The following is a 12,522-nucleotide window of genomic DNA, read 5'->3' as shown; positions in this document are numbered from 1 at the left end:
GGGAAGCATGCTAACCCAAGCTGCGATAGCTCGCTTCAATGAGGCTTTTCAAAAGGCTTGTCGAAGGAGATCTTGGGGTCCTTCCAGGAGCCTTCAACCTTGTACTGCACACTGGCGAAGCGCGCCACCTGGTTGCCCAGCAGCTTGTCCACCACGAACAGCGCCCCACCGATGGCCGGCGCACCGACGATCAGCGCGGCCAGCGGCAGGTTGTTGGTCACCGGCAGGGTCACCAGCAGCTTGGCGTCGATACGGTCGGCGGCCAGGTCCAGGGTACCGTTCATCTCCAGGCCGCTGGAGGGGCTTTCGACCGTAATGGGCTTTTGGGTCACGAAACGTCCGTCACTGCCGACCAGCAGTCCCTTGACCCGGTCATAGGCCAGCCCCTTGCCGACCAGGTCGGAGAAGTCCAGGCGCAGCCTGCGGCGGATCGAGTTGAAGTTGAGCAGGCCGAACACCCGCAGGGCCTGGGCGCTGCCTTCCACCTCGACGAACTGGCCATCACGCATGCTGGCATCCAGGGAACCGGAATAGCGCTTGAGGCTGACCCAGGCCGGCGAGCCCGGCCAGCGGCCATCGGCGTCCGCACGGAAGCGCTTGCTGGTGACTGACGGGGCGAAGTTCCAGGCCTTGAGTACATCCGCGAGGTTCTTGCCTTCCATCCGCCCCTTGTACCAGGAGCTGCTGCTCTCGGCGGTGCCTTCCCAGCCGGCCGATCCCGTGATCTTTAGCCCCTTGAGCTCGAGGTTGAGTTCTTTGAAGGCGATACCGTTCTCCGAGGGCCGCGCCTTGAAGGACCAGGCGCCCAGCGGTGAGTCGCCCAGCACCACCTGGTCGATGCGCACATCCAGCGCCGGCACCTGGTGCGGGTCCACCCCCTTCAACGGATCGGGCTTGGCATCGGCTTCAGCGTCATTCTCTGGCGGCTTGGGCAGGCGCACCTGCTTCATGTGGATAACGATGGGCGCGTCCCCGGCATCCGCCACCGTCACGCTGCCCTGCATCAGCGGGCTGTTCAGCCCCAGGGTCCAGCCGTTCGCAGAGCGCTCCAGGCTGGCCTTGAGATTCTCCAGGCTCGTGCCGAACCCCGTGAACTTGCCGATTTCCAGGTTGGCACTGTTGAGCATGCGGGCCTTTTCGGCGCTTTCCTTTGGCACGTACTGCCTGGCCAGCGCCATCCAGGGGTCTGCGTCCAGTTCCTCGACGCGGCCACGCACACGCAGCCCCTTGTTAGCCGGCAGGGCCGCCGTGCCGCCGCCCAGCACCAGGTCGCCACGGGCCTCTTCCAGCTTGCCCACGGGTGTCGCCAGCGCAAGGCTGGCGAGGGCCCCGTAGTCCAGCCAGTAGCGTCGCTCATCGCCATCGAGGGTCATGCGCCAGCTGGTGTCGCGGGACTCCGCTGCCGCTTTGCCAAAGGGCGCGGGCAGGTCGATGGCCAGGCCCTTGAGGTTGGAATCGACGCGCAGCTGGCTGTCCTTGCCATCAAGGACGAGGTTCAGGCTGTAAGGCAGCGTGCCGGAGGCTGGAATGGGCTGGGTGACACCGAGCCAGGTGGTGAGGTCGTTCAGGGCGATGCTGCCGTTGGCGAGAATGCGCGAACGGGCCTTGCCATCGCGACCTTCAGCCTGTGCCTTCGCGCGCACTTCCCGGCCAAAGGCCTGTCCACGGATGTCCCGGGAGCTGAGGCCGGTCGCCGTGTCGTAGCGGAAAGAGCCCTTCAGCTGGGTCAACGACAGATCGGGGCGGGCAATCTTCAGCTGGGCATCGGCCGTGCTGAGATCCACCACCACATGAGACGTCTCGCCTTTTTCCAGGGGGATATCCAACTTCAAGCTGCCGTCGAGAGTTCCCTTCCCCTGCCAGCCGGCAAAGGTGGATGCCGTCCCCATGGGCGCTTCCTGAAGAATCTTGAGACCATCGGCAAAGCTGCTATCCAGCCGTGCCTCCAATTGCAGACGCGGCACCTGTCCCTGCTCTACATGAGGCACCGCGGCTTCGACATCGCTCACGCGGCTGTCGAGGATGCGCCCTTCCGGCACGTTGACCCGCACGCCGGCGTCTTCGATGAACACGTCACCACGGGCCTCGCGCAGCTCCGGCCAGCCGGGCTCGAACGCCAGTTCGGCGTCATGCACCTTGAAGAACAGGCTGAGGGATCGGGCCTCGGGCTCGGCGGCATGCGCCAGGGAGCCCTGGTACTGGAAGAAGCCCTCGTCCACCGCCCCGCCCTTGATGGCCTCCTTGAGCCACTTGGCCAGGGTGGGCTTGAGACCTGGCGAAAGGGTCGGCAGGTATTTTTCGGTGTAGCTGGCGTCGCCGTCTCGCAGGCCGACTCGCAGGTCCATGTAGTCCTCGGCTGCGGGATCGTGCATCAGGCGGATCAGCATGTCGCCGGCGATCTTGCCCTCTTCGCCCTCCAGACGCATGTAGGGGCTGGCCAGGGTGAAGGCTGTGTCGTCCAGCTTCCAGGTCAGCCGCGCGCGAGCCTCCCGGTAGCGCCAGGGTTTGGGAAAGAGGTGGTCCAGGTGCAGCGCGAAGTCGTTCGAATCCAGGCGCAGTTCACCTTGCTGAAGGTCACCCACCAGGCTGCCGCTGACGTTCTCCGCCGCGGGCGCGCCATGATAGGCATTGATACTGACGGCACTCAGGTTACTGCTGAACTCCAGCCGCTTGGCGCCTTCCTGCTGCGGCCGATAGTGCAGGCTGACGTTGCGCAAGGCACCGCGGGGCGCCAGGCCCGCCACCGCAGCGGCAGCCGGCTCGGGCAGGGGCACCAGGGCGTCCACCAGCGGCAGGAGCGGCGCGATGTCCAGGCGGTCGGCTCCCAGGCTCCACTCGGGCTGTTCGCCCGCCTTGTGATCAAGGCGGATATGGGCCTCGCCCCAGCGCTCCTTGCCGATGTTCAGCGCCAGGGAGTCCAGCAGGACCTGGAATCCCTCCTCGCTGCGCGTGAAGTACGCGTTCAGGCCCAGGTTGCTCAGGGTCACCGGTTTGCGGTCGGCATAGGCGCCTCGCGCTTCAGGCACATGCAACCTGGCGACGGCCCGCTGCAGGCCACCCCGCGCCCACTCCAGCCAGGTTTCGCCACCTGCCTGCAGACGCTGCAGGTGCCAGTCGCGGGTCAGGCCGGCGGGCAGCCAGCGCGTCCAGTCACTCTGCGGCAGGCTGAGGTAGAGCTCAGCCTCGCTCTGCAGCCAGGATTCCCGATCCAGGCGGGTGCTCAGGCGCAGGGACAATGGCAATCCGTCGGGCAGCGTGATGCGGCCGTCCAGTCGCTGGCGGCTCCCACTGGCTCGCACGCTGAGACTGGCCTGTGTGAAGTTGGCCGGCTCCTGGCCGTGGGGCGCCAGGGTGAGCTGGCTGTTCAGCACCGAAACCTGACTGACGAGCTGCAGCAGGCCTAGCACCTGTCCGGGACCAGGAGCCGGGCTGGCCGGACTGACTTCAAAGCCTTCCAGCTGCCATTGCCCGCCGGCGTCCTGGCTCAGGCGCAGCTGTACGCCATCCAGTTCCAGGCGGGCGATGCGTGGTTGCCGGGCCAACAGGCTGCCAAGCACGTCGGGCACTACGCGGAGCTGGTCCAGGCGCAACGCACCGTCGCCGTCCCCTAACTGGACGTCATGGGCGATCAGCAGCGGTGACAGGTCGTTCCAGCGCCCTTCCAGGCTGCCGATCTTCAAGGTGCGCCCAAGCGCGGCCGAGCCCTTGGCTTCCGCTTCGGCGCGATATTCGGCCACCAGCGGCACCAGTTCGCGCCCCAGGCTGACGTAAAGCGCCGCCAGTACCAGGAACAGGGCGCAGAGTGCCAGCAGCCAGCGCAGCAGGCGCATCAACCCACGAGCGAAGGCTTCCACTCAGTTCAGCGCCTCAGAGCAGGACCACATCGTACTGTTCCTGGGAATACATGGTTTCCACCTGGAACTTGATGGGTCGCCCAATGAAGGCTTCAAGATCGGCGACGTTCCCCGACTCTTCATCCAGAAGACGGTCCACGACCTTCTGGTTGGCCAGCACCAGATAACCTTCTGCCTGGTAGGCGCGGGCCTCCCGGAGGATCTCGCGGAAGATCTCGTAGCAGATGGTTTCCGCAGTCTTCAGCAACCCCCGGCCCTGGCAACTGGAGCAGGGTTCGCAAAGCACCTGGATCAGGCTTTCGCGGGTACGCTTGCGGGTCATCTGCACCAGGCCGAGCTCGGTGATGCCGATGATGTTGGTCTTGGCGTGGTCGCGTTCCAGCTGTTTTTCCAGGGTCCGCAGCACCTGGCGCTGGTGCTCTTCATCTTCCATGTCGATGAAGTCGATGATGATGATTCCCCCCAGGTTGCGCAGGCGCAGTTGGCGGGCGATGGCGGTGGCGGCCTCCAGGTTGGTCTTGAAGATGGTTTCTTCAAGGGTGCGGTGACCGACGAAGGCGCCGGTGTTCACGTCGATGGTGGTCATCGCCTCGGTGGGGTCGATGATCAGGTAGCCGCCGGACTTCAGCAGAACCTTGCGCTCCAGGGCCTTCTGGATTTCGTCCTCGACGCCATAGAGGTCGAAGATCGGCCGCTCGCCGGGGTAGTGTTCCAGGCGGTCGGCAATTTCCGGCATCAGTTCATCAACGAACTGGTTGACCTTCTGGAAGGTCTCCCGCGAGTCGATGCGGATCTTTTCGATGCGCGGATTCACCAGGTCCCGCAGGGTACGCAGGGCCAGGCTGAGGTCCTCATAGATGACCGAAGGCGCGGGGGCGGTCTGCATCTGGGAAGAGATCTGCTCCCAGAGACGGCGCAGGTAGCGGATGTCCACCAGGATTTCGTCGGCACGGGCGCCGTCGGCGGCGGTGCGCAGGATGAAGCCGCCGGCCTCTTCGATGCCCTCGGCGGCGATGCAATCGGCCACAACCTGCTTGAGGCGCTCGCGCTCGGCTTCGTCTTCGATCTTCAGCGAAATGCCGACATGGCTGGTGCGCGGCATGTACACCAGGTAACGGGACGGAATGGACAGCTGGGTGGTCAGGCGCGCGCCCTTGCTGCCAATGGGGTCCTTGGTGACCTGCACCACCAGGCTCTGGCCCTCGTGGACCAGGGCGCTGATGCTCTCCACCGCACTCCCTTCACGGGTGCTGATCTCGGAGGCGTGGATGAAGGCCGCGCGGTCCAGGCCGATGTCGACGAAGGCCGCCTGCATGCCCGGCAGCACCCGCACCACCTTGCCCTTGTAGATGTTGCCGACGATGCCGCGACGCTGGGTGCGCTCGACATGCACCTCCTGCAGCACACCGTTTTCCACCACTGCCACGCGCGATTCCATCGGCGTGATATTGATCAGAATCTCTTCGCTCATGCTGACCTATCCCAGGTGCTGCCAAACAGGAATGCCGAACCCGGCGAGCATCTCGGCCGTTTCCAGCAGCGGTAATCCCACCACCGCTGAATAACTACCTTCGACGCGACTGACGAAAACCGCACCCAGCCCCTGGATAGCGTAGCTGCCTGCCTTGTCGGCGGGCTCGCCGCTGGCCCAATAGGACTCCAGCTCGGCTCGGGAAATGGGGCGAAAACGAACCCGGCTGGACACGACTTGCGACTCGCAGCGATCCCGGTCGGCCAAGGCGACGGCGGTAAGCACCTCGTGCTCGCGACCGGACAACAGCGCCAGGGTAGCCAGGGCATCCTCCCGGTCCGCTGGCTTGCCGAGGATGCGCCCCTCCAGCACCACCGCGGTATCGGCACCCAGCACGCAGGCGTCGCCAGGCTCAGCCAGGCTGGCGAGGCCGGCCAGGGCTTTCTCCCGGGCCAGGCGCTCTACATAGGCGGACGCACCTTCGCCGGACAGGATGGATTCATCGATGGAGGCGATCAGGGTGACATGGGGAACGCCGATCTGCGCCAGCAATTCGCGCCGGCGCGGCGACCCCGAAGCCAGATACAGCGTGGCCATGCGGACTTCTCCCTGTCGAAGACAGAGGCTTGCGACATGGCCGCAAGCCGATCAGTTGACGTTGAGGCGGCGACTCGTACCGCGCAAGGCGGCATACACCCAAGGCCAGAGCAGCGCGCTGACCAGTGCGGGCAGCAGGAAGACCAGGGTCGGGGGACGATTACCGGTGAGGGCATTGAGCCACAGCTGCACCAGCTGGGCCAGGCCGAAGACAACGAGGAGCACGAGGCATTGCTGCCACATGGGGAACATACGCAGGCGCTGGTGCAGGGTCAGCACCAGGAAGGTGATCAGGGTGAGGATCGCGGCGTTCTGCCCGAGCAGGGTGCCGTAGAGCACGTCTTCCGCCAGCCCCAGCACCCAGGCGGTGGTCATGCCCACACGATGCGGCAGGGCGAGGGTCCAGTATGTGAGGAAGAGTGCCAGCCAGAGCGGCCGCCCCATTTCCATGAAGCTGGGTACCGGCCCGACGCTCAGCACCAGGGCCAGGATCAGGCTGACCCAGATGACCCAGCCATTTCTCGAACGCTGGCCGACCATCAGTGACTCTCCTGGGTGTTCTGTGCAGCCTGCGGCTTGGCGGGAGCGGCGGGGGCAGACGCGCCGGACGCGGGCGCTGGCGTCCCGGCAGCCGGTGCGGCGGGCGTAGCAGCTGCATTGGGTGCAGCGGTCGTCGCCTGACCAGCCAGCGGCGCACTACCCTCGGCAGGTTGCGCCGCAGCCTCTCGATCGGCGGCCTCCTGGGCCTTGGCCGCGTCGTTGGCGCGCTCTTCCGGGCTGCGGGTGTCGCTGAACACCAGCAGCATGTAGCGGCTGCGGTTCAATGCGGCAGTGGGCACGGCGCGAACGATGGCAAAAGGCTGGCCGGAGTCGTGGATGACTTCCTTGACCGTGGCCACCGGGTAACCCGCCGGGAAGCGCTGGCCAAGGCCGGAGCTGACCAGCAGGTCGCCTTCCTTGATATCGGCGGTGTCGGCCACGTGGCGCAGCTCCAGGCGCTCGGGATTACCGGTGCCGCTGGCAATGGCGCGCAGGCCGTTGCGATTCACCTGCACCGGGATGCTGTGCGTGGTATCGGTCAGCAGCAGGACACGGGCGGTGTAAGGCATCACCTCCACCACCTGGCCCATCAGGCCGCGGGCATCGAGCACCGGCTGGCCAAGGAACACGCCGTCCTTCTCGCCCTTGTCGATCAGAATGCGGTGGGTGAAGGGGTTGGGATCGACGCCAATCAGCTCCCCAACCAGCACTTTCTCGTCCACCAGCGCGGAGGAGTTGAGCAGTTCGCGCAGGCGCACGTTCTGCTCGGTCAGGGTGGCGAGCTTCTGCAGGCGGCGCTGCATCAGCAGGGCTTCGGCCTTGAGCTTCTCGTTCTCGGCGATCAGCGTGCTGCGGCTGGTGAACTGGTCGCTCACCCCGTCCCAGACGCGAACCGGCAGGTCAGCCAGCCAATAGAAAGGCGTGAGGACCAGCCCCATCTGGCTGCGCACTGGCTTCAGGGTTTCGAACCGGGCGTCGACTACCATCAGCGCAGCCGAGAGCACGGCGAACACCAACAGGCGCACGCCGAGCGAAGGTCCCTTAGCGAATAGCGGTTTAATAGCCCGCTCCTATGGCACTGAAGCTCCCCACCGTCACTCGGTGGAGAGCAGATCCATCGCGTGACGGTCCATCATTTCCAGTGCGCGGCCGCCACCACGGGCGACGCAGGTCAGCGGATCTTCGGCGACGATCACCGGCAAGCCGGTTTCCTGGGCCAGCAGCTTGTCCAGGTCGCGCAGCAGCGCGCCACCACCGGTCAGCACCAGGCCGCGCTCGGCGATGTCGGAAGCCAGTTCCGGCGGAGATTGTTCCAGGGCGCTCTTCACGGCCTGGACGATGGTCGCCAGGGATTCCTGCAGGGCTTCCAGCACTTCGTTGGAGTTCAGGGTGAAGCTGCGCGGTACGCCTTCAGCCAGGTTGCGGCCGCGAACGTCGATTTCGCGGATCTCGCCGCCCGGGTAGGCGGTGCCGATTTCCTGCTTGATACGCTCAGCGGTGGATTCGCCGATCAGGCTGCCGTAGTTGCGGCGCACGTAGGTCACGATGGACTCATCGAAACGGTCGCCACCCACACGTACGGATTCGGCGTAGACCACACCGTTCAGGGAGATCAGGGCGATTTCGGTGGTGCCACCACCGATGTCCACGACCATGGAGCCACGGGCCTCTTCCACCGGCAGGCCGGCGCCGATGGCTGCGGCCATGGGCTCTTCGATCAGGAAGACTTCGCGGGCGCCGGCGCCCAGGGCGGATTCACGGATGGCACGACGCTCTACCTGGGTGGATTTGCAGGGCACGCAGATCAGGACGCGCGGGCTCGGTTGCAGGAAGCTGTTTTCGTGCACTTTGTTGATGAAGTACTGCAGCATCTTCTCGCAGACGCTGAAGTCGGCGATCACACCGTCCTTCATCGGACGAATGGCGGAAATGTTGCCAGGAGTACGGCCCAGCATGCGCTTGGCTTCGGTACCAACGGCGACCACGCTCTTCTGGTTGCCGTGGTTACGGATGGCGACCACGGAAGGCTCGTTGAGGACGATACCGCGCTCGCGCACGTAAATCAGGGTATTGGCAGTGCCCAGGTCGATCGACAGATCGCTGGAAAACATGCCACGCAGTTTCTTGAACATGGGAGAGGGACCCTAGGCAACGCGTGGGTAAAAAAGTGCGGCAAACTCTAACAATGACGGGGATTTTGGGCAAGGCGCCGATATGTTAAATTGCCTGTTTTTCCGGGCCGCCAAGGCTCATCATCGCGGCCTTTGACCGCCCGTTCGCAGCACCGTTCCCCGCTCGATTCCCGCACGGTCAACTGCTCACGCAGGCCGCTTCTAGTTGGAGACCCCCGATGGCGCTTGAACGCTCCGACGTGGAAAAAATCGCCCATCTCGCCCGACTGGGCCTGAACGAGGCCGATATCCCGCGTACCACCGAGACCCTGAACAACATCCTCGGCCTGATTGACGCGATGCAAGCCGTGAACACCGACGGCATCGAGCCCATGGCCCACCCGCTGGACGCCACCCAGCGCCTGCGCGCCGACCGCGTCACCGAGGTAAATCGCCGCGACGCCTACCAGTCCATCGCGCCGGCCGTCGAAGACGGTCTGTACCTCGTGCCCAAAGTCATCGAATAAGGAAAGGGTTTCCCATGCATCAATTGACCCTCGCCGAGATCGCCCGCGGCCTCGCCGCCAAGGAATTCTCCGCCGAAGAGCTGACCCGCAGCCTGCTGGCACGCATCCATCAGCTCGATCCGCAATTGAACAGCTTTATCAGCATCACCGACGAGCCGGCCATCGACCAGGCCAAGGCAGCCGACGCACGGCGCGCCGCTGGTGAGCAAGGCGCCCTGCTCGGCGCCCCCATCGCCCACAAGGACTTGTTCTGCACCGAAAGCGTGCTGACCAGCTGCGGCTCGAAGATCCTCGACGGCTTCAAGGCGCCCTACGACGCCACCGTGGTCGCCCGCCTCAAGGCCGCCGGCGCCGTCAGCCTCGGCAAGCTGAACATGGACGAGTTCGCCATGGGCTCCTCCAACGAATCCAGCCACTACGGCGCGGTGAAGAACCCCTGGGCCCTGGACCGCGTGCCTGGCGGCTCCTCCGGTGGTTCCGCCGCGGCCGTGGCCGCGCGCCTGGTCCCTGCCGCCACCGGCACCGACACCGGCGGCTCGATCCGCCAGCCGGCCGCCTTCACCAACCTCACCGGCATCAAGCCCACCTACGGCCGGGTTTCCCGCTGGGGCATGATCGCCTACGCCTCCAGCCTCGATCAGGGCGGCCCGCTGGCTCGCACCGCCGAGGACTGCGCCCTGATGCTGGGCGCCATGGCCGGGTTCGACCCCAAGGACTCCACCAGCGTCGACCAGCCGGTCGATGACTACCTGGCCAGCCTGAACCAGCCGCTCGCCGGCCTGCGCATCGGCCTGCCGAAGGAATACTTCGGTGCTGGTCTCGACAGCCGCATCGCCGACGCCGTGCTCGCCGTGGTCGAAGAGCTGAAGAAGCTCGGCGCCACCGTCAAGGAAGTCAGCCTGCCGAACATGCAGCACGCCATCCCGGCGTACTACGTGATCGCACCGGCGGAAGCCTCCTCCAACCTGTCGCGTTTCGACGGCGTGCGTTTTGGCTATCGCTGCGAAAACCCGCAGAACCTGGAAGACCTGTACAAGCGCTCCCGCGCCGAAGGCTTCGGCACCGAAGTGAAGCGCCGCATCATGGTGGGCACCTATGCCCTCTCCGCCGGCTACTACGACGCCTACTACCTGAAGGCGCAGAAGATTCGCCGCCTGATCAAGAACGACTTCATGGCAGCCTTCGGCGAAGTCGACGTGATCCTCGGGCCAACCACGCCCAACCCGGCCTGGAAACTCGGCGAGAAGAACAACGACCCGGTCGCGCAATACCTGGAAGACATCTACACCATCACCGCGAACCTCGCTGGCCTGCCAGGGCTCTCCATGCCCGCCGGTTTCGTCGATGGCCTGCCGGTCGGCGTCCAGCTGCTGGCGCCCTACTTCCAGGAAAGCCGCCTGCTCAACGTCGCCCACCAGTACCAGCAGGCGACCGATTGGCACAAACACGCTCCGGCCGGATTCTGAGGACGACTCACATGCAATGGGAAACAGTGATCGGGCTGGAAATCCACGCACAGCTCAGCACCCAATCGAAGATCTTCTCCGGCAGCGCCACCACCTTCGGTGCCGAGCCCAACACCCAGGCCAGCCTGGTTGACCTCGGCATGCCCGGCACCCTGCCGGTGCTGAACGAGGAAGCCGTGCGCATGGCCTGCAAGTTCGGCCTGGCCATCGACGCCGAAATCGCCGAGAAGAACGTCTTCGCCCGCAAGAACTACTTCTATCCGGACCTGCCCAAGGGCTACCAGACCAGCCAGTTCGAGCATCCGATCGTCGGCAAGGGTCATCTGGACATCACCCTGGAAGACGGCACCGTCAAGCGCATCGGCATCACCCGCGCGCACCTGGAAGAAGATGCCGGCAAGAGCCTGCACGAAGACTTCCACGGCATGAGCGGCATCGACCTGAACCGCGCCGGCACTCCGCTGCTGGAGATCGTTTCCGAGCCGGACATCCGCAGCGCCAAGGAAGCCGTGGCCTACGTCAAAGCCATCCACGCGCTGGTGCGCTACCTCGGCATCTGCGACGGCAACATGGCCGAAGGCTCGCTGCGTTGCGACTGCAACGTCTCGGTACGCCCGAAAGGCCAGGCCGAGTTCGGCACCCGCGCCGAGATCAAGAACGTCAACTCCTTCCGCTTCATCGAGAAGGCCATCAACCACGAGATCCAGCGCCAGATCGAGCTGATCGAGGATGGTGGTAAGGTCGTCCAGGAAACCCGCCTGTATGACCCGAACAAGGACGAGACCCGCTCCATGCGCGGCAAGGAAGAAGCCAACGACTACCGTTACTTCCCCTGCCCCGACCTGCTGCCGGTGGTGATCGAGAAGAGCTTCCTCGAAGAAATCCGCGCGGGCTTGCCGGAGCTGCCGACCGAAAAGCGCGAGCGCTTCCAGAGCGAGTTCGGCCTGTCCACCTACGACGCCAGCGTGCTGTCCGCCAGCCGCGAGATGGCCGACTACTTCGAAGCCGTGTTCAAGGCCTGCGGCGACGCCAAACTGGCCGCCAACTGGGTAATGGTCGAACTGGCCAGCCTGCTCAACAAGGACGGCCTGGAGATCGACCAGTCGCCGGTTTCCGCCGATCAACTGGGCGGCATGATCCTGCGCATCAAGGACAACACCATCTCCGGCAAGATCGCCAAGATGGTCTTCGAAGCCATGGCCGCCGGTGAAGGCTCCGCCGACGAGATCATCGAGAAGAAAGGCCTGAAGCAGGTCACCGACACCGGCGCCATCGAAACCATGCTCGATGAAGTGCTGGCCGCCAACGCCGCCCAGGTCGAACAGTACCGTGCCAGCGACGAAGCCAAGCGCGCGAAGATGTTCGGTTTCTTCGTCGGCCAGGCCATGAAGGCGTCCAAAGGCAAGGCCAACCCGGGCCAGGTGAACGAATTGCTGAAGAAGAAGCTCGAAAGCTGAATCTGACAGCACTGGGGACGGTCGAAACCTGAAGGGGAGATGGGCAAATGCCACCTCCCCTTTTCGATCGCCCCCAGGATTCGATAGGAGCCTTCAGCATGCAGCGTCTGCTCTGTCTTCTTGCCTTCACCAGCCTGCTGGTCGGCTGCGCCTATTCACCCTTCGAACGCGAACGTGAAAGCGAAACGCCCTCCGGTGAATACCGCGCCGAAGGCAAGGCGTCCTATTACGGCGCCCGGCACCAGGGCAAACGCACCGCCAGCGGCGAGCGCTTCAACCAGAATGACCTGACCGCCGCCCATCGCACCCTGCCCTTCGGCACCCGCGTGCGGGTCACCAATCTGCGGAACGACCGGTCCGTCGTCGTCCGCATCAACGATCGCGGCCCCTATTCCCGCTCGCGCATCATCGACCTTTCCCGCAAGGCCGCCGAAGCCCTCGGCATGCTGCGTAGCGGCGTGGCGCCGGTGCGAGTGGAATCCCTCGACTGACTGGAGAA

At 64.9% G+C, this 12,522-nt stretch carries 10 protein-coding genes; 4 read left to right on the top strand and 6 right to left on the bottom strand.

Going from position 1 to position 12,522, the window contains the following annotated elements; translation table 11 throughout:
• Positions 1-35: 35 nt before the first annotated feature.
• The 6 genes from TQ98_RS04035 to mreB are packed head-to-tail and all read right to left on the bottom strand — an operon-like array spanning position 36 to position 8,594.
• Entirely contained in the window at positions 36-3,830 is a 3,795-nt protein-coding gene (locus TQ98_RS04035) for a YhdP family protein (protein WP_044872101.1), read from the bottom strand.
• Between the two features lie 37 nt (positions 3,831-3,867).
• Entirely contained in the window at positions 3,868-5,325 is a 1,458-nt protein-coding gene (gene rng, locus TQ98_RS04030; protein WP_044872102.1) for a ribonuclease G, read from the bottom strand.
• Positions 5,326-5,331: 6 nt separating this feature from the next.
• A complete protein-coding gene (locus TQ98_RS04025) occupies positions 5,332-5,922 on the bottom strand; it encodes a Maf family protein (protein WP_044872103.1) in 591 nt (196 codons plus the stop codon).
• A gap of 51 nt (positions 5,923-5,973) precedes the next feature.
• Complete coding sequence (gene mreD / locus TQ98_RS04020; RefSeq protein ID WP_044872104.1) at positions 5,974-6,462, bottom strand: rod shape-determining protein MreD; 489 nt, start codon at positions 6,460-6,462, stop codon at positions 5,974-5,976.
• A complete protein-coding gene (gene mreC, locus TQ98_RS04015; protein WP_082073182.1) occupies positions 6,462-7,523 on the bottom strand; it encodes a rod shape-determining protein MreC in 1,062 nt (353 codons plus the stop codon). The genes mreD and mreC overlap by 1 nt, the downstream gene beginning before the upstream one ends.
• Before the next feature lie 33 nt (positions 7,524-7,556).
• Positions 7,557-8,594 carry a rod shape-determining protein MreB gene (gene mreB / locus TQ98_RS04010; protein ID WP_103102876.1) on the bottom strand — a complete coding sequence of 346 codons (1,038 nt, stop codon included), beginning with the start codon at positions 8,592-8,594 and terminating at the stop codon, positions 7,557-7,559.
• Between the two features lie 218 nt (positions 8,595-8,812).
• Between mreB and gatC the strand changes: the two genes are divergently transcribed.
• The 4 genes from gatC to TQ98_RS03990 all read left to right on the top strand — a co-directional run bounded on the left by gatC (position 8,813) and on the right by TQ98_RS03990 (position 12,514).
• On the top strand, positions 8,813-9,100 hold the full coding sequence (gatC, locus tag TQ98_RS04005) for an Asp-tRNA(Asn)/Glu-tRNA(Gln) amidotransferase subunit GatC (RefSeq protein ID WP_044872108.1): 288 nt from the start codon (positions 8,813-8,815) through the stop codon (positions 9,098-9,100).
• Positions 9,101-9,114: 14 nt separating this feature from the next.
• The gene (gene gatA / locus TQ98_RS04000) at positions 9,115-10,566 is read left to right on the top strand and encodes an Asp-tRNA(Asn)/Glu-tRNA(Gln) amidotransferase subunit GatA (protein ID WP_044872109.1); all 1,452 of its coding nucleotides are present in this window, start codon (positions 9,115-9,117) and stop codon (positions 10,564-10,566) included.
• A gap of 11 nt (positions 10,567-10,577) precedes the next feature.
• Positions 10,578-12,023 carry an Asp-tRNA(Asn)/Glu-tRNA(Gln) amidotransferase subunit GatB gene (gatB, locus tag TQ98_RS03995; protein WP_044872110.1) on the top strand — a complete coding sequence of 482 codons (1,446 nt, stop codon included), beginning with the start codon at positions 10,578-10,580 and terminating at the stop codon, positions 12,021-12,023.
• Between the two features lie 98 nt (positions 12,024-12,121).
• The gene (locus tag TQ98_RS03990; RefSeq protein WP_044872111.1) at positions 12,122-12,514 is read left to right on the top strand and encodes a septal ring lytic transglycosylase RlpA family protein; all 393 of its coding nucleotides are present in this window, start codon (positions 12,122-12,124) and stop codon (positions 12,512-12,514) included.
• Positions 12,515-12,522: the final 8 nt, after the last annotated feature.

Source organism: Pseudomonas sp. LFM046 (assembly GCF_000949385.2).
Classification (GTDB): Bacteria; Pseudomonadota; Gammaproteobacteria; order Pseudomonadales; family Pseudomonadaceae; genus Metapseudomonas.
This window is presented reverse-complemented; position numbering and strand designations above follow the sequence as displayed.